17 protein-coding genes are annotated in these 15,961 nt (G+C 72.1%); 6 read left to right on the forward strand and 11 right to left on the reverse strand.

Annotation, left to right across the window (positions count from 1 at the left end):
* Positions 1–27: 27 nt before the first annotated feature.
* From LQ222_RS17100 to LQ222_RS17130, 7 genes are all read right to left on the reverse strand, one after another.
* A complete protein-coding gene (locus LQ222_RS17100; protein ID WP_230168047.1) occupies positions 28–1,248 on the reverse strand; it encodes an MFS transporter in 1,221 nt (406 codons plus the stop codon).
* An 82-nt stretch (positions 1,249–1,330) separates the two neighbouring features.
* Positions 1,331–1,879, reverse strand: a complete 549-nt coding sequence (locus LQ222_RS17105) for a carboxymuconolactone decarboxylase family protein (protein WP_230168048.1) — start codon at positions 1,877–1,879, stop codon at positions 1,331–1,333.
* 134 nt (positions 1,880–2,013) lie between these two features.
* Positions 2,014–2,691 (reverse strand): Crp/Fnr family transcriptional regulator, encoded by a 678-nt coding sequence (locus LQ222_RS17110; protein ID WP_230168049.1) that lies wholly within the window; start codon positions 2,689–2,691, stop codon positions 2,014–2,016.
* Between the two features lie 187 nt (positions 2,692–2,878).
* On the reverse strand, positions 2,879–3,565 hold the full coding sequence (locus LQ222_RS17115) for an ATP-binding cassette domain-containing protein (protein ID WP_230168050.1): 687 nt from the start codon (positions 3,563–3,565) through the stop codon (positions 2,879–2,881).
* 259 nt (positions 3,566–3,824) lie between these two features.
* Positions 3,825–5,087 carry an ABC transporter permease DevC gene (gene devC / locus LQ222_RS17120; RefSeq protein ID WP_230168051.1) on the reverse strand — a complete coding sequence of 421 codons (1,263 nt, stop codon included), beginning with the start codon at positions 5,085–5,087 and terminating at the stop codon, positions 3,825–3,827.
* Positions 5,084–6,124 carry an efflux RND transporter periplasmic adaptor subunit gene (locus LQ222_RS17125; protein ID WP_230168052.1) on the reverse strand — a complete coding sequence of 347 codons (1,041 nt, stop codon included), beginning with the start codon at positions 6,122–6,124 and terminating at the stop codon, positions 5,084–5,086. The genes devC and LQ222_RS17125 overlap by 4 nt, the downstream gene beginning before the upstream one ends.
* Complete coding sequence (locus tag LQ222_RS17130; protein ID WP_230168053.1) at positions 6,121–6,699, reverse strand: TetR/AcrR family transcriptional regulator; 579 nt, start codon at positions 6,697–6,699, stop codon at positions 6,121–6,123. The genes LQ222_RS17125 and LQ222_RS17130 overlap by 4 nt, the downstream gene beginning before the upstream one ends.
* Before the next feature lie 153 nt (positions 6,700–6,852).
* Here LQ222_RS17130 and LQ222_RS17135 point away from each other — a divergent pair, with 153 nt between their 5' ends.
* The 4 genes from LQ222_RS17135 to LQ222_RS17150 all read left to right on the forward strand — a co-directional run bounded on the left by LQ222_RS17135 (position 6,853) and on the right by LQ222_RS17150 (position 11,748).
* Positions 6,853–7,827, forward strand: a complete 975-nt coding sequence (locus tag LQ222_RS17135; protein ID WP_230168054.1) for a tripartite tricarboxylate transporter substrate binding protein — start codon at positions 6,853–6,855, stop codon at positions 7,825–7,827.
* A 277-nt stretch (positions 7,828–8,104) separates the two neighbouring features.
* On the forward strand, positions 8,105–9,670 hold the full coding sequence (murJ, locus tag LQ222_RS17140; RefSeq protein ID WP_230168055.1) for a murein biosynthesis integral membrane protein MurJ: 1,566 nt from the start codon (positions 8,105–8,107) through the stop codon (positions 9,668–9,670).
* Positions 9,671–10,412: 742 nt separating this feature from the next.
* Complete coding sequence (locus tag LQ222_RS17145) at positions 10,413–11,450, forward strand: Hint domain-containing protein (RefSeq protein ID WP_230168056.1); 1,038 nt, start codon at positions 10,413–10,415, stop codon at positions 11,448–11,450.
* Positions 11,451–11,532: 82 nt separating this feature from the next.
* Positions 11,533–11,748: a DUF4170 domain-containing protein gene (locus LQ222_RS17150; protein ID WP_230168057.1), complete on the forward strand. Its 216-nt coding sequence runs from the start codon at positions 11,533–11,535 to the stop codon at positions 11,746–11,748.
* A gap of 33 nt (positions 11,749–11,781) precedes the next feature.
* Here LQ222_RS17150 and LQ222_RS17155 read toward each other — a convergent pair whose 3' ends face one another.
* Positions 11,782–12,474 carry a Crp/Fnr family transcriptional regulator gene (locus LQ222_RS17155; RefSeq protein WP_230168058.1) on the reverse strand — a complete coding sequence of 231 codons (693 nt, stop codon included), beginning with the start codon at positions 12,472–12,474 and terminating at the stop codon, positions 11,782–11,784.
* A 329-nt stretch (positions 12,475–12,803) separates the two neighbouring features.
* Here LQ222_RS17155 and LQ222_RS17160 point away from each other — a divergent pair, with 329 nt between their 5' ends.
* Both LQ222_RS17160 and LQ222_RS17165 read left to right on the forward strand, forming a co-directional pair.
* The gene (locus LQ222_RS17160) at positions 12,804–13,820 is read left to right on the forward strand and encodes a sensor histidine kinase (protein ID WP_230168059.1); all 1,017 of its coding nucleotides are present in this window, start codon (positions 12,804–12,806) and stop codon (positions 13,818–13,820) included.
* A gap of 464 nt (positions 13,821–14,284) precedes the next feature.
* The gene (locus LQ222_RS17165) at positions 14,285–14,503 is read left to right on the forward strand and encodes a YMGG-like glycine zipper-containing protein (RefSeq protein WP_230168060.1); all 219 of its coding nucleotides are present in this window, start codon (positions 14,285–14,287) and stop codon (positions 14,501–14,503) included.
* A gap of 148 nt (positions 14,504–14,651) precedes the next feature.
* Here the strand turns inward: LQ222_RS17165 and LQ222_RS17170 are convergent, their stop codons facing one another.
* Genes LQ222_RS17170 through LQ222_RS17180 form a run of 3 tightly spaced genes read right to left on the reverse strand, consistent with a single transcriptional unit; the run spans position 14,652 to position 15,887 of the window.
* Positions 14,652–15,074 carry a hypothetical protein gene (locus LQ222_RS17170; protein WP_230168061.1) on the reverse strand — a complete coding sequence of 141 codons (423 nt, stop codon included), beginning with the start codon at positions 15,072–15,074 and terminating at the stop codon, positions 14,652–14,654.
* 3 nt (positions 15,075–15,077) lie between these two features.
* Positions 15,078–15,395, reverse strand: coding sequence for a hypothetical protein (locus LQ222_RS17175; protein WP_230168062.1), 318 nt, complete (start codon positions 15,393–15,395; stop codon positions 15,078–15,080).
* Between the two features lie 30 nt (positions 15,396–15,425).
* Positions 15,426–15,887 (reverse strand): Dps family protein, encoded by a 462-nt coding sequence (locus LQ222_RS17180; protein WP_230168063.1) that lies wholly within the window; start codon positions 15,885–15,887, stop codon positions 15,426–15,428.
* Between the last annotated feature and the right edge of the window lie 74 nt (positions 15,888–15,961).

Consider the following 15,961-nt stretch of genomic DNA (forward strand, 5'->3'; position numbering starts at 1 on the left):
ACGGGATTGCCGGCGCGCGGAAAAGCATCACGCCGGGACCGGGCGGGGATCCGGCGGGCTGCCGCGCAACGCATAGGCCACCTGGATGGCCCCGGCGGTCAGCCCCATCCCCACGCCGAGCTGCCAGGCCAGCACGTAGTCCCCGTTCAGGTCGAACAGCACGCCGCCGCCAAAGGCCCCCAGGAACGACCCCAGCTGGTGGGACATGAAGGCGATGCCCTGGATCATCGCCTGGAAGCGCAGGCCGAAGAATTCCGCGACCAGCCCCGCCACCAGCGGCGCCACGCCAAGCCACAGGAACCCCATGATGGCGGCAAATACCAGGGTCGATGCCTCGCTGGGCGGCCAGGCGAAATACAGCCCGAGCACCGCCGAGCGTACCAGGTAGATGCCGCCCAGCAGCGCCCCCTTGTTCCACCGCCCGCCGGCCCAGCCGAAGAACAGCGACCCCAGCACGTTGAAGGCGCCGATGGTGCCGAGCGCCTTGGCCGACAGCATCGGGTCCTGCCCGCACAGCGCGAGATACGACGGCAGATGCGTGGTCAGGAACACCAGCTGCAGCCCGCAGACGAAATACGCACCCGCCATCACCAGGAAGGGCACATGCGTCATCGCCTGCTTCAGCGCGACCCCCATGCGGGGCGACTCGCCGCGCGCCAGCGGCGGCACCGGCACGGCATCGACCCGCCCGGCGATCCAGGCCGCCGGCACCATCGCCAGCGCGATCAGCAGGAAGCCCGCCACGCCCGCCCGCCAGCCCCAGCCCTCGGCCAGCACCTGCCCGACCGGCGCGGCGATCAGCGCCCCCACCGATCCCGCCGCCGAGACCATGCCGAGCGCCGTCGACCGCACCGCCACCGGCACCGGCCGCGACGCCACGGCCAGCGCCATGCCACTGCCCGTGCAGGCCAGCGCCAGACCGATCAGCAGCCCCGCGCCGATCATCATGGACCAGGCACCCTGCGCCAGCCCCATCACCGCCAGCCCCGCGATATAGGCCGCCACCCCCACCATCAGCACCGGCCGGAACCCCCAGCGCGACGTCGCCGCCCCGGCAAACGGCGTGAGGAACCCCCAGCCCAGATTCTGCACCGCGATGGCCAGGGTGAACTGCGCCACCGCCATGCCGAGGTCCTGCGTCGCCGGCGCCATGAACAGCCCCAGGCTCTGGCGGATGCCCATGGCCAGGGACAGCATGACGGACACGCCGATCAGGATCGGCATCGCGGCGCGCAGGGACGGGTTCATGCCATCAGCCTGACGCGGCGCCGCATGGCGCGTCGAGCGCAATGACCATGCGCCCGGCGCACGGGCGCCATGCGCCGCCCCGTCACGCCGGCAGCGGGAAACGCTCCAGGTAGGGCTGGTAGTCCGGCTCCACCTGGATATCGAGCGAGGACAGCACCCGCACCACCGCGCAGTAGAAGCTGATCACCAGCACCAGGTCGACCAGGCGTTCATTGTCGAACTGAGCGCGCAGCCGCTCGAACGTGGCTTCGCTGACGCCCGGGCCGTGATACGCCTCGCGCGCCGCCAACAACACCAGTTGCGCCATCGGCTCCAGGGCGGATTGCGCGCCCGCGGTCTCGGCGATCAGGCCGCGCACATCCTCCTCGGTCACGCCGAAATCGAAGCCGATCTTCACATGGTGCGACCATTCATAGGGCGATCGCGCCAGCCAGCCGACCTGCAGGATGGCGAGTTCGCGCAACCGCGGATCCAGCTTCGATCCATACCGGATGAACTGCCCCAGCCCCGAGAAGGCGCGCGCCCCGTTCGGGCTGTTCGTCAACGCCCGATGCAGCGCGATGTTGCGCTTCAGCAGGTCGCGATCGGCCTCGGCCAGGTCGTTCACGGTCATGTCGGGCACGCGGGCCATGGCGGTCTCCTCCTCGATGCGGGCCGCATGGCAGCATGGCGCGGCGACGGCGCGAAGGGGGCGCGCGCCGCGGCGCGCCGCACCGCCTCCAGGCCATGGCATCGGCGCGCCTCCGCAGCCGATCGAGGTCTGCGCTACGCCGGGCGCGCCCGGTGGTCGCTGCGCGGCAGCGCCAGTCGCAGCAGCGCCGCGCGGTCAGGCACATCCACCCGCCGGCCGTCCAGCCGCAGCAGGCCCGCCGCCTCCAGCCCATGCAGCGTGCGCGACAGGCTCTCCGGCGTCATGCCAAGCCTGGCGGCGATCGCGGCGCGCGGCTCGGGCAGCTCGGCGGCACCCTGCGGGCTCGGCAACCGCCGCGCCAGGAAACGCGCCACGCGCTGCGTCGCGTCGCGGGTCTTGAGGTCGACGACCTGGTCGACCAGCAACCGCCATTGCCGCGCCATCTGCTCCAGCGCCGCCTGCATCAGCCCGGCATCGGCGACAGCCTCGGCGCGGACCAGTTCGGCCGGGATCATCACGATGCGCGAGGGCGCCAGCGTAGCCGCCGAGACCGGGCACGGCAGCCGCAGCATCGCCGCACCCACCACGAAGGCATCGCCCGGGTCCAGGATCTCCACCAGCGTCGCCGCCCCGCCATCCTCCATGGTGCTGAGCCCGACCGAGCCCTCCAGCAGCACATGCAGGTGGTCGGCCGGCGCGTCCTGCGCGAAGACCGCGGCACCGCGCGGCAGGACCAGCGGCCGCGACTGCGCCAGCAGGCGTTCGCGCGTGCCGTCTGCCGCGGCCGCCAGCAGCGGGCCCGCGTCCCTCACGGGAGCGCCCGATCGTGCCGTCGCCATGCACCTCGGTTCCACATGCGCGCCAGCATCGCAGCCAGCGCGCCGCGCACGATTGATCCATGTCAACGTGCCCGCGAGGATGCGCCGCGCGCCATCCCGGCGGTGCCCCCGGCCCTGCAACCCTGCCCGGCGACCGACGCGGCCAGGCGCCGACGATCGTTCAGGCCGCCTGCGCCTCCACGATGCGGCCATCCTCCATCGCCACCACACGGTCGGCAATGTCGAGGATGCGCGGATCATGGGTGACCAACAGGATCGGCGTGCCGCGGGACTTCGCCATGTCGCGCAGCAGATGCGCCACCTCCCCGCCCGACACCTTGTCGAGCGCCGCGGTCGGCTCGTCCGCCAGCACCAGCCCCGGCCCCGCCACCAGCGCCCGCGCGATTGCCACACGCTGTCGCTGCCCGCCCGACAGCTTGCCCGGCGGCTTGTCCTCGTGCCCCGCCAGGCCGACCGCGCGCAACATCTCCCCCGCCCGCTCCAGCCGCACACGCTCGGGCAGCGCCGCGTCGATCTCCAGCGCCATCGCGACATTCTGCCGCGCGGTCAGGAACCCCAGCAGGTTGTGGTTCTGGAAGATGAAGCCGATCGACCGGCGCAGCCGCACACGATCACGCTCAGACGCGCCCATCAACTCACGCCCCAAGACCCGGCACGACCCCTCCTGCATGGCGCGCAACGCCCCGATCAAGGTCAGCAACGTCGTCTTGCCCGACCCCGACGGACCCGTGAGCAACACCACCTCACCCGCATGCACCGTCAGGTCGATGTCCCGCAGCACGGGCCGGCGAAGCTCACCCTCCCCATACGCGAAGGTCAGGCGGGATATGCCGATGGGGTCGGTCATGGCGCGGCTGCCGGAGAGGGGCTTTGCCCCCCTCCGGACCTCCCCCCACCAAGGGGCAACGGCCCCTTGGATCGCGGGCTTTTGAATCGGGGAGATTGGGGAAGGGCATCGTCGGTGTGCCCCTGCGCGAAGGTCGCGCCCTGCCCCTCCCCAATCTCCCCGATCAAGTCGAGGGGTCCAGGGGCCCTTAGGCCCTTGGCGGGTGGGAGTTCGGGGGCGGGCAGAGCCCTCTCCCGCAGCGCGCCCTGACCAACCCCCATCAGAACATGTCCGCCGGGCTAGCGTCGCGGAGTTTGCGCATCGCCAGCAGGCCGGCGGCGGCGCACATGGCGAAGATCAGTGCGAAGACCAGGGTGGCGCGTTCGGCGGTCATGGCCAGTGGCAGGAAGGTGGCGCCGGCCACCACGTCATAGAGCCAGATGCACAGGGCGGCGCCGGGAATGAAGCCGATGACGGCGAGGATCAGGGCGGCGGCCATGACCACGCGCGCGAGGTAGAAATTGGAGTAGCCGATGGCTTTCAGCGTGGCGTATTCGCGCAGGTGGTTGGCGATGTCGCTGAACAGGATCTGGTACACGATCACCATGCCCACGATCAGGCCCATCACCGATCCGAAGGCGAAGATGAAGCCGATCGGGGTTGCGGTTTCCCAGTAGTTCCGTTCGTGCGCGACGAGTTGCGCGTGGGTCAGCACGACCACGTCGGGCGGCAGGATCCCGCGCAGGCGCTGCTGCGTGGCGACGACGTCGGCGCCGGGCTGCAGGCGGATGGCGACCAGGTCGGTGTTGGAGGCCTGGCGTTCGCGCACCATGCGGCGGAAATTGACCTCGCTCATGACCAGGTTGCCGTCGGCACCGAAGGACGGGCCGATCGACACCAGCCCCGCGACCTGCACCATGCGGTTGCCGACCTGGACCTCGAACGGGCCGCGTTCGGCGAAGATGCGCGCCACCGCGCCGAATTCCGGGCGCGACCGGTCGTCGAAGCCCACCGCATCGACGCGGCGCAGCGCGGGGCTGATGGCGTCCAGGCCCTCGAACTCCATCGCGCCGGCCTCGGTGTCGAAGCCGATCATCTGGATGGCGCGGCGCGACCCGTCCTCGGGGTTCCGCCAGGTGGACTGCGCGAGATAGACGGGCACCGCCTGCGCCACTTCGGGCAGGGCCAGCGCCTGGTGCGCGCGCACGCGCGGCAGCGGTTCGGGCCGGAAGGATGCGGTGGTGAGCGGGTTCATCAGGAACAGCTCGGCGCGCATGTTGGTCAGCAGCGCGGTGGCGCTGTCGAACAGCGCGGACCGGAAGCCGAGCTGCATGAACACCAGCACGGCGGCGAACATCACGCCGGCCATCGCGGAGAACAGCCGGGCGCGTTCGGCGCGCAACTGCCGCCAGGCCAGGCGCGCGGGCAGCAGGAAGGTCGCGAGCGGGCCGGGGCTCGGGGGCGGCGTCGCGGCGGCGGCCGGGGCGTCGCCGGTATTCTCGGGCGCCCAGGGCAGCAGTGTCGTTTTCGTCAGCGCGTTCATGGCCGGATCGCCACCTGCACCTGCATGTTGGATCGCCGGCGCAGCACCGCGCTGGCCGCCTCGTCGAGGGTCAAACGCACCTCGACGGTCCGGCTATCCACCGCGGCGACCGGATCGGTATTGGCCTGGGTGGTGCGACGCACGGTCCAGCCGATCTCGCGCAGCGTCGCGTTGAAGCGCTGGGGTTCGCCGGGCACCACGATCTCGGCCGGGGCGCCGAGGCGCAGGCGCGCAATGTCGGTCTCGTAGACATCCGCCACGATGTCCATGCGCGACAGGTCGCCGATCTCCATCAGCCCGTCATTGCCCACCTGGTCGCCGGGGCGGGCGATGACGCGCAGGATGGTGCCGGCGAAGGGGGCGCGCACGCGCGACAGTTCGGCATCCGCCTGCGCCTTGGCCAGCGCGGCCTGCGCGGCGGACAGGCGCGCCTGCGCCAGCGCGATATCCTCCGGGCGGGACGACATCAGGCTGTCGAGGTCGGCCTGCGCCTGGGTGCGTTCGGCGGCGAGGCGCACCGCGGCGGCGCGCGCGCGGTCGGCGGCGGCGACGGCGCCGGCACCGGTCGGCACCAGGCGTTCGGATCGCGCCGCCTCGCGTTCCGCGAGGTCGAGCTGCGCGGCCAGCGCGTCGATGCGCGCACGCTGGGCGGCGACCTCGGACGGCCGGCCGGCGGCGCGGATACGATCGAGGCTGGCGCGGAACTCCGCGACCGACGCCGCGGCCTGCGCCACCGCGGCGTCCTTCTGCGCGGCATCGGCGAATTCCGCAAGCAGCTGGCCTTCCGCGACCTGGTCGCCCTCATTCACCAGCAGCCGGTCGAGCCGCGTCACCGCCATGCCGCCAGGCTGGGTCAGGCGACGGATGCGCGAGGCCGGTTCGACGCGGCCCAGCGCGCCGACGCCGACCGGCGCGGCGGGGGCGGACGCGACGGTCGCGGCGGGGCGCGTTGCCTCGCCCCGCGTCAGCACGGCGTAGCCGCCGCCGGCGACGGCCAGCATCGCGATGCCGGCCAGGATGCGCCCGCGGCCGGTCACGGCGTGTCGTCCAGCAGGGCCTCGAGCGTCGCGCGCAAGGCCAGCATGTCCGCCACGGTGGGGCGGTACATGGTGAACAGGTGGGCCATGAACATGCCATCGGTCGCGGTCTGGATGGTCATGGCGACGCCATGGGGGATGCCGTCGGCGATCAGCTCGGCCTTCATGCGCTCGATCACCGCGCGCAGCGGGTCGAGCAGCGCGGGGTCGTGGTGGAAGGCGGCGAGGCAGACCGCGGCCATGCGGTCGTTCTTGTCCTGGCCGGGCGAGCAGTCGCTCTCCCCGAAGGCCCAGGCGATCTGGGCGCGGGCGGCGCGGCCGGGTCCCTCGGGCTGCAGCGCCAGGCCGGCCTCGTAGTCGATCGTGACCTGCTCGGCCAGGCGCTGCATGACGCCGACCAGCAGCGCCTCCTTCGAGCCGAAGTGATAGAGCAGGCCACCCTTGGAGACCCCGGCCTCCCGCGCTGCCGCTTCGAGCGTCAGGCCGCCGACGCCCTTTCGCACGACAAGGGTTTCCACGGCATCGAGGATGCGGGTGCGGGCGTCGAGGGGTGGCGGCGCGATCGAAACACTCATGGTGACGCGTGACTATACCGTCCGGACGGTTTTGTCCACCGTCCAGACGGTACATAAGCGTTATGGGCGGGATGATATGCGTCCAGCGCCGCGATGGTTCCACCGGGCGGCGCCCTGCCCTAGGCTCCAGCGCAACGAATGGGGGGGTTCGGCATGATCCAGGACATCGCAAGGCGCACCGTGCTGCTCGCGGCACCGGCGCTTCTGGCGACAGGCCCCGCCCGCGCGCAGGCCTGGCCCGCCCGCCCGGTCCGCCTCGTGGTCGGCTTCGCCGCCGGCGGCGCCAACGACATCATGGCCCGGCTGCTCGCCGCCAAGCTGACCGAGCGCATCCCGGGCAGCAGCTTCATCGTCGAGAACCGCCCCGGCGCCAGCACGCAGGTCGCCGCCGACCTGGTCGCCCGCGCAGCGCCGGACGGCACGACCTTCATGTACACCTCGCCGTCCACGCTGATCGCGCTGGCGGTGAACCGCAGCGCAACGCTTGACCCGGTGCAGGCCTTCGCGCCGGTCTTCATCGCGCAGAATTCGCCGCTCGCGCTGGTCTGCCGCGCCGATTTCCCGGCGCGCACGGTGGCCGAGTTCATCGCCGTCGCGCGCGAAAGGCAGGGGCGGCTGACCGTCTCGACGCCCGGCGCCGGCGCGATCAACCACCTGGCGCTGATCCTGCTCAGCAAGCAGGCGGGAATCGAGGTGACGCACGTGCCCTATGCCGGCAACCAGCCCGCCATCACCGCGCTGATGCGCGGCGACGTGGACGTGGCGCATGACGGCCTGTTCGCCACGCGCGCGCAGCTGGAAGCCGGCACGCTGCGCGCCATCGCGGTGACCAGCGCCCAGCGCGCACCCGCCTACCCCAACGTGCCCACCTTCGCCGAGACCGTGCCCGGCCATGTCGTCGGCTTCTGGGGCGGCATGCTCGCACCCCGCGGCACGCCGGAACCGATCCTGGACCGCATGAACGCCGAGCTCGACGCCATCCTGAAACTGCCCGACGTGATCGAACGCACCCGCAGCTTCGGCGCCGAACCCGCCGGCGGGCCCCGCCAGGCCTTCGCACGCGTCTTCGCCGACGACTGGGCCCGCTGGCGCCAGGTGGTGACGGAGAACAACATCCGCGCGGAGTGAGCGGCGGCGCGGCGGGCGCGGGCGGGGGAGGCGCTGCCTCCCCCGGACCCCCACCGCCAAACGCCTAAGGGCCTCTGGACACCAATACTGATCGGGGACGTTGGGGAGGGGCATGGCGCGCCCGCCGCGTCAGGCGCACCCACGATGCCCCTCCCCAACGCCCCCGATTTAGTTTCCGCGATCGAAGGGGCCGTTGCCCCTTGGTGGGAGGGGTCCGGGGAGGGCAAAGCCCTCCCCGCCTTGCATCCGCCGCGCCGCCGGCGCATCCCGTCGCGTGATGTTGCGTTCCGTCATGACTGTCGGCGCCTGGACCATGCTCTCGCGCGTGCTGGGTTTCGCGCGCGACATGCTGATCGCGTCGCGCCTGGGGGCGGGCCCGGTGGCGGATGCCTTCTTCGTCGCGCTGAAGTTGCCCAACCTGTTTCGCCGCCTGTTCGGCGAGGGTGCCTTCAATGCCGCCTTCGTGCCGGCCTTCGCCGGCACGCTGGCGACGCAGGGCCGCGCCAACGCACAGGCGCTGGCCGAGCGGATGGGCACGCTGATGACGCTGTGGCTCGGCGTGCTGGTGGTGCTGGGCATGGTGTTCATGCCGCAGGTGATGACGGTGCTGGCCCCGGGCTTCACCGACAACCCGGCGAAGTTCGCGCTGGCGGTCGAGCTCACGCGGATCACCTTCCCCTACCTGCTGTTCATCTGCCTGACGGCGCTGGTGGCGGGGGTGCTGAATGGGCTGGACCGCTTTGCCGCGGCGGCGGCGGCGCCGGTCTTCTTCAACCTGATCTCGATGGCGACGCTGCTGTTCCTGACGCCCTATGTCGCCACACCCGGGCATGCGCTGGCCTGGGGTGTGACGGCCTCGGGCGTGGTGCAGCTGGCGCTGGTGATGTGGGCCACGGCGCAGGCCGGCATGGCGCTGAACCTGCTGCGGCCGCCTTCCGTCACGGCCGAGGTGCGCCAGGTGCTGAAGCGCATGATCCCCGGCGTGATCGGCGCGGGTGTGGTGCAGCTGAACCTGGCGGTGGACATCATCATCGCGTCGCTGCTGCCCTCGGGCGCGATATCGTTCCTGTACTACGCGGACCGCGTGGCGCAGCTGCCCCTGGGCGTGATCGGGGTGGCGGTGGGCACGGCGCTGCTGCCGCTGCTGTCGCGCCAGTTGCGCAGCGGGCAGGCGCTGTCGGCGCACCGGTCGATGAACCGGGCGGTGGAACTCGCGCTGCTGCTGACGCTGCCGGCGGCGGTGGGCCTGGCGGTGGCATCAGGCCCCATCATCGCGGCCCTTTTCCAGCGTGGCGCCTTCGGACCGGCCGAGGCGGCGGCGAGTTCGGCCGCGCTGGTCGCCTATGCCATCGGCCTGCCGGCCTTCGTGCTGGTGAAGGTCTTCGCGCCGGCCTTCTTCGCGCGCGGGGATACCGCGACGCCGGTGAAGGTCGGGCTGGCCGCGGTGGCGCTGAACCTCGGCTTCAACGTCGCGCTGATGGGCCCGCTGCAGCATGTGGGGGTGGCGCTGTCGACCGCGCTGGCGGCGTGGGTGAATGCGATCGTGCTGGGCTGGCTACTGGTGCGCCGGCGCGACTGGGTGCTGGACCGGCGGGCGCGGCGCGCCCTGCCGCGCATCCTGGCGGCGGCGGCGGTGATGGGGGTGGCGGTGGGCGCGCTCGGCTGGGTGCTGACGGCGGGCGGGACGTCGCTCGCCCGGATTGGGCTGGCGGCGGCGCTGATTGGCGCGGGCGGGGTTGTGTTCCTTGGCGTGGGCGTGGCCCTGCGTGCCTTCGACCCGCGCGAGGTGCTGCGGATGCTGCGGCGGCGGCGCGCCACCCCTGCACCGGGGACGAGCATTTGAGGCGCGGCCTTCGCGGCAACGGCGGTCGGTCAGCAGAAATGCCCGCCCTGCGCGAAGCAGGCGCCAGGTGCCGCCATGCTAAGCTGCGCCGCGCAGTGTCGAGCTTGCGAACGTCGCGTTGGAGGCATTGCCCGCGGACCGCAAAGCGTGAATAGGCTGTGAACACGCATCAGAGAGGGCATGGCGCAGCGTGATCTCCGTGGCACGGCATCTTCGCAGGACGGTCGACGGCGGTTGCCGGCGTCTGGTCGTGGCTGCGGGCTTGGGCTGCCCGCCTCGCTGCGTTACGCAGGATCGCGGGGCACGCGCCTTCTTCGCACTCATCCCGGTGGCTTTAGCGGTGGAACCTGGCGCGACGCCGGACGCATCCTTCCGCCCGGCAGAGGGCGCGCCAGCGGCGCCGGTGATCGCCGCGACAGGCGCACGCGCGCGCGGCCGCACAGCCCGGCCCGCCACACGCCGCTCCGCCGGAGCGCGCCGTCCGGCGGCCAAGGGCGGCAAGGGCCGAAGTCGAGGCCCCGCGGGCTCACCCGGGCTTGCCCCATCATCCGCCCTGGCGCACGCCTCGGTGACGGCGCGCGGGCCCAGGGTCCGGAGCCCTGCCCGGGCGCTCCACGCGGCCGTCGCGTGCGGCCCGGCAATCTCAAGCCACCGCGCCCCATGTGGCGACGCCCCGCTTCCCGCCACCCACACGCATGGCCGCCGGCCGCTGCCGTCAACCACAGGATAGGAGACACTTGCGATGTCTGGAACCTGGTACGATGCCTCCGGCACGCCGCGCTCGCCGAACACGCCAACCAATGGCGCCGACTCCTTCACCGGGACCAGCGGTGTCGATGTCGCCGCTGGCTTGAACGGCAATGACACGCTGTCGGGCGAGGGGGGCACCGACGTCCTGGGCGGCGGAAACGGTGACGACGTCCTGATCGGCGGTACCGGCAACGATGCCCTGTCAGGTGGCAGCGGCAACGACGTCTTTGTCTGGAACACCGGCGACGGCAACGATGTCATCAACTTCGGGAGCGGTTCGGACACGCTGTCGCTTCAGGGATGGACGGGCGGCAGTGACGACCCCTGGGACACCAGCGCCGGCGCGCTGGGCACCACATTGTTCACCAATGGCACCGATACCATCTCTGTCGTGGGCTTCAGCAGCAACGATGTCATCACCTGCTTCGCCTCGGGCACACTGATCGCGACCGCGCGCGGCGAGGTCGCGGTCGAGGACCTTCGCGTCGGCGAGCTGCTGGTCGCAGCACATGGCGGTGCGCCGCTGCAGCCGGTGGTCTGGCTCGGCCACACCAGGGTCAACGTGGCCAGGCAGCGCAACCGCGCCGCCGCGGCGCCGATCCTGATCAAGGCCGGCGCGCTGGCCAACGGCGTGCCGCATCGCGACCTGCGCGTCAGCCCGGAGCACGCGATGTTCCTCGACGGACGCCTGGTGCCCGCGCGCCTGCTGGTCAACGGCACGTCGATCATCCAGGAACTCTGGTGCCCCGAGGTCACCTACTGGCATGTCGAACTGCCCGCGCACGGCCTGCTTGTGGCCGAGGGCGCGGTGTCGGAATCCTACTTCGACGACGGCAACCGCAAGCACTTCGACAATTACGGCATCACCACGCTGTTCAAGGATTTCGAGAGCGAGCGCCACACTGGCCGCTATGCCCAGGCCGCCTGCCATCCGCCGCTGACCGAGGGCCCGTTGCTCGACCGCATCCGCAGCCGGATCGCCGACCGCGCGGCGGCGGTCACCCAGGGTGCCGTGCGCCGGATCGCGTGACATCGGCGGCGCCCCTGCCTCGCGGGCCTTGCTGCACTGCACCAATCCGGGCCATAAGCGGCCTCCGTCGCAGGGGGCCGCCATGTCGGAACGCAAGCTTTGGTTCGTCTGGGGCGGTGTGTTCGCCGATGCCGCCTGGCAGGAGCTCGAACCCGGCAGCGAGCAATGCTTCGGCCCCTTCCACGATGCCGACACCGCCGAACGCATCTGGCGCGACGAGATGCGCCGGCGGGTCGACACCGCGCAGCACCGGCTGTTCGTGATCGAGGTGCCGCGCCCGGGCGGGCCGGCCGCCTGAACGCCACGGCGCCGCGGTGCGGGGCGGCACTCGTCAGAACAGCGGCCGCACCGGCGCCGGCTGTTCCCAGTATTGCGCGATGCGGCGCAGCGACCTGAGGTCGCCCACCGCCAGCCGGCCATCGCCGATGCGCACCAGGCCCATCCGGCGCAGCCGCTGCATGGTGCGGTTGGTGTGCACCACCGACAGCCCCAGCGCATCCGCGACATGCGTCTGGGTCAGCGGGAAGGGCACCGAATCGCCCTCGCGCAGTCCCGCCGATTCGGCGCGCTTGAACAGGCTGACCAGCAGCGCGGCGACGCTCTCGACCGCGGTGCGCCGCCCGACCGACAGCATCGCATCGTCGACCAGGCGTTCGCCATGCGCGGCAAGCCAGGTGAGATCGAGCGCCAACGGCGGGTGCACGCGATAGACCGACCACACCGTGTCGCGCGCGAAGGCGCAGAGCGACACCTCCGTCAACGCCTCGACGCCATGCGCCGTGGCCTCCAGGAGTTCCGCCTGCAGACCCAGGATATCGCCGGGCAGCAGGAAGCTCATGATCTGCCGGCGACCATCCGTCATGGTCTTGAAGCGGAACGCCCAGCCCGAGAGCAGCGTGAACACATGCGCGGCGGCGCCACCCTCGGCGACGATGCTGCCGCCGGGTTCGATACGCCGCTGGCCGACCTTGCGCCGGGAGATGAAGGCGAGTTCGCCCTCGCGCAGCGGCTTGAAGCCCGGCAACGGGCGCAGCGGACACTGCGCGCAGGGCAAGGGGGGCTCGAGTCCGGACCGACGCATTTCGATGCGAGCCTATCACAGGTTAATGCCGCCGGCGGAGCGATCGCCTAGAGCATCATCCGTCCGGCCGATGTCGGCTGGGTGGACAAGGATGCCCTCGAAGACACCGGGCCGGAGCATGTGCCGCGCGCCATGCCAAACGGAACGGGCTCCAGGGCAGGGTACGACCGGATGGAACCATAGCGCCGGACACATCTGCCCGGAATGCCTCGACCCCGAACACCCGATGTCCCGCCGGGACGCATGGTGAGCGGGCAGCAGGTTCAACGACAATGTCAGGAACCGCCATCATATCGCTCCGTCATCCTCGACTGCATCGGCTCCTGCTGCTGGAGCCGGCCCATGGCGTGCGCGTTGCGGCGGCGACCCTGGCGGTGGCGGGTGGCGCGGCCTTGCGCGTCGCGCACGGCGCGATCCCCGGCGAGCTGCCGGCGATCGCGCTGCTGCCGCTCACGCTCGGCGTCGCCGTGCTGTTCGGCTGGCTGCCGGGCGCCGCGCTCGCGGCGGCGGCCCTGCTGGCCTGGCGCGCCGACCCGATGGCGCTGCTCGGCTTCGGCGTGGCGGCGGCGGCGCAGCTGGCGCTGGTCGCGGTCCTGCGGTCCGCCCTGCGCGGCAGCGAGGCGGACCGCGCCGCGCTGCGACGGCAGCTCGATGGCGACCGCGCATTGCTGCGCGAGATGCAGCACCGCATCGCCAATGCGCTGCAGTTCCTCGCCAGCCTGCTGTCTCTGCAGGCGTCGCGCGTCACGGATGCGGACTCCGCCGGCGAGGCGCTGGCCGATGCCGCGGCGCGGCTCGGCACCGTCGCGCGCATCCATCGCCGCCTGCACGACCCACGGCTGACCGGCGCGGCGCTCGGTGAATTGTTCCAGGACGTGGCGACGCAGATGCTCGCCGCGCGTGGGTTGGGGCCGTCGGCGGATGGCGCGGTGCGCGTGCGCGTGCACGTCGACGAGGGCGCCGGCAGGCTCGACCCGACGCAGGCGACGGCGCTCGCGATGATCGTGGCGGAAGCCGCCACCAATGCCGCGAAGCACGCCTTCGACACGACCGGCCGCGGCGCCCTGACCATCGTGCTGGAGGAACGCGCCGACGCCTTCGTGCTCGCCGTCACCGATGACGGGCCGGGTCCGCCGGATGCCGCGCCGACGCAGGACAGCCTCGGCCTGTCGGTGATGGCGGCGATGGCACGCCGGCTCGATGGCCAGTTCCGCTTCGGCCCGGGCGCCGCCGGCGGCGCCGCGGTGGAGGTGGTGTTTCGCGCAACACCCGCTGACGCCGCCGCATAAAGCGTCACCCGCTCGAACGGGATCGTTCGGGCGGGTGAAGATGCTCGCGGGAACAAGCGCCGCAAGCGGCGCCGCGAGGCGAAGCGAGCGGAATCGTCTCCGGCGCCATCACGCGGTTCGTGGCCGTCGCGCGCATCGGGGACACCATCGGGTCGGGATCATCCCGCGAGCCGCGTCCGCTCGCCGTAGCGCGCTGCGGCAGCCCGGGCTGCGACCGGCCGATCACGACTGACCGCACCGGAGGGAAAGCCTCCGCGCCCGCCCTGCGCGTAGCGCGCGTCGCGCGCAACCATCGGCGGGGCTGCGCGTTGGACCGACACATGGCCGCATCCCGCGGCGTCACGGAGGCAAGCAGATGCGTTCGATCCTTCTCTACTTCCTCGGCGTGCCGGTCGTCGTGATCGTGCTGCTGAACGTCTTCAACGTGATCTGACACCCCACACCCTGGTCCAAGGAGGCCCACGATGCTCCGCATGATTCCCGCCACCATCGCCCTGGCCGGTGGCCTTGCCCTGGCCGCCTGCGGCAATTCGCCGGGCGAACGCGCGGTCGGCGGCGGCCTGGTCGGCGCCGGCGCGGGTGCCGCGATCGGCTCGCTGTCCGGCAACGCCGGCACCGGCGCGCTGATCGGCGGCGCGGTCGGTGCCGTGGGTGGCGCGGTGACGGCACCCGGCAACTACTGATCCGCCGCGTGGCGTGACGAAGGGGCGGTTGGCCGAGGGCCACCGCCCCCTTTTCATGCGCGCTGCACGGCACCCTCCGCCGGTGAAACGCAAAGCGCCCGCAGCATCCGCTGCGGGCGCTTTGCCGTGCGCGAAGCCGCGGTGTCGATCAGCGGCGCCGCAGCCAGCTGGCGATCGCCTCGCCCGCCATGGCGCCGAGCACCGGTCCCGGCGCCGATCCCATCGCGAAGGACGCCGCATTGCTCAACGGATTGCGCGTCGCGGCGTCCAGCATCATGCGGCGTACCGCCAGCGCCTCCTGCGCGACAGGATCGACGCGCGTCCGCCCGAACAACGCCAGCCCCCCCGCCAGCGCCAGGTCGGCCAGTGCGACCAGGCCGCAGGCCGCCGCCAGGCCGTAGCGCGGTTCGAGCCAGGCGATCGCCGCGACATGCGCCAGGCCGACCGCCGCGACGCCGAACAGCGCGGCGCCGGCCAGCCAGGCGGCCCGCCGCGCCACGCTGCCCGCGTTGCGCCGCAGGCGCAGGCTCTCCGCCTGCGCCGCGACGCCGAGAAGGCGGAGAACCCGCACGGCTCAGCGCCTGAGCAGCAGGCCGATGGCGATGCCGGCCAGCGCGGCCGCGCCGACGGCGGCGATCGGCTGCTCGCGCACCGTGGCCGACAGCGTGTTCTTCTGGCGGCGCACCGCTTCCATCGCGTCATGCGCAGCATCCTCGGCGCGCCCGGCGACTCCGGCCAGCGCCGGCGTGACGCGGTCGCGCATCAGCGCCTCGACCTTCTCGCGCAGCGCGGCCAGCTCGGCGCCGGCGGCGTCCCTGGCATCCTGCGCGAAGTCGGTCGCCGCATCGGCGATGCCGGAGGCCTTGAAATTGGTGTTCGTGGTGGTGGCCATGATGGGCTCCTTGGGATGGGGGTTAGTCGGTCACGACAGGTGGCTGCGCAGCATCCAGGCGGCCTTGTCATGGGCCGCGATGCGCGAGACCAGCAGGTCATGCGTCGCCAGGTCGTCCTCGACGTCCTGCGCCAGCGTCGCCGCGGCCGAGGACAGCGCGGCGTGGTCGTCGCCCAGCATCCGCACCATGCCGGCGGCGTCCGGGATGCGCGCGGGCTCCTTCAGGGAGGCCTGCGCCAGCATGCCTTCGATCGTCATGGGCGCGGGGCTGCCGATGGCGCGGATGCGTTCGGCCAGCACGTCGACCGCCTTGAACAGCTCGGTGTACTGGGCTTCGAACAGCGTGTGCAGGCCGCTGAAGTTCGGGCCCGTGACGTTCCAGTGGCACGCCTGGGTCTTGCCCATCAGCAGGTAGGTGTCGGCCAGGAAGGCGGTCAGGCCCTCCGCGGCGCCGTCATTCGACCGCGCGCGGGCGGCCGTCTTGGCTGGCATGGTCGTGGTCTCCGGAATGCTCATGCGCGGTCAACGCGCTGCTGGCCGAAAGGTTGCGCGTCGCGCGCAACCAA

The sequence above is a fragment of the Roseomonas sp. CECT 9278 genome (genome assembly GCF_918698155.1).
Taxonomy (GTDB): Bacteria; Pseudomonadota; Alphaproteobacteria; order Acetobacterales; family Acetobacteraceae; genus Neoroseomonas.

Bases quoted from the DNA above. Each gene is read 5' to 3' on its own strand.
- LQ222_RS17160 (WP_230168059.1), top strand. From the start codon at position 12,804: ATGTCAGGAACCGCCATCATATCGCTCCGTCATCCTCGACTGCATCGG.
- LQ222_RS17135 (WP_230168054.1), top strand. From the start codon at position 6,853: ATGATCCAGGACATCGCAAGGCGCACCGTGCTGCTCGCGGCACCGGCG.
- LQ222_RS17165 (WP_230168060.1), top strand. From the start codon at position 14,285: ATGCTCCGCATGATTCCCGCCACCATCGCCCTGGCCGGTGGCCTTGCC.
- LQ222_RS17180 (WP_230168063.1), bottom strand. From the start codon at position 15,887: ATGCCAGCCAAGACGGCCGCCCGCGCGCGGTCGAATGACGGCGCCGCG.
- LQ222_RS17105 (WP_230168048.1), bottom strand. From the start codon at position 1,879: ATGGCCCGCGTGCCCGACATGACCGTGAACGACCTGGCCGAGGCCGAT.
- murJ (WP_230168055.1), top strand. From the start codon at position 8,105: ATGTTGCGTTCCGTCATGACTGTCGGCGCCTGGACCATGCTCTCGCGC.
- LQ222_RS17145 (WP_230168056.1), top strand. From the start codon at position 10,413: ATGTCTGGAACCTGGTACGATGCCTCCGGCACGCCGCGCTCGCCGAAC.
- LQ222_RS17150 (WP_230168057.1), top strand. From the start codon at position 11,533: ATGTCGGAACGCAAGCTTTGGTTCGTCTGGGGCGGTGTGTTCGCCGAT.
- LQ222_RS17100 (WP_230168047.1), bottom strand. From the start codon at position 1,248: ATGAACCCGTCCCTGCGCGCCGCGATGCCGATCCTGATCGGCGTGTCC.
- LQ222_RS17130 (WP_230168053.1), bottom strand. From the start codon at position 6,699: ATGAGTGTTTCGATCGCGCCGCCACCCCTCGACGCCCGCACCCGCATC.
- LQ222_RS17115 (WP_230168050.1), bottom strand. From the start codon at position 3,565: ATGACCGACCCCATCGGCATATCCCGCCTGACCTTCGCGTATGGGGAG.
- LQ222_RS17175 (WP_230168062.1), bottom strand. From the start codon at position 15,395: ATGGCCACCACCACGAACACCAATTTCAAGGCCTCCGGCATCGCCGAT.
- devC (WP_230168051.1), bottom strand. From the start codon at position 5,087: ATGAACGCGCTGACGAAAACGACACTGCTGCCCTGGGCGCCCGAGAAT.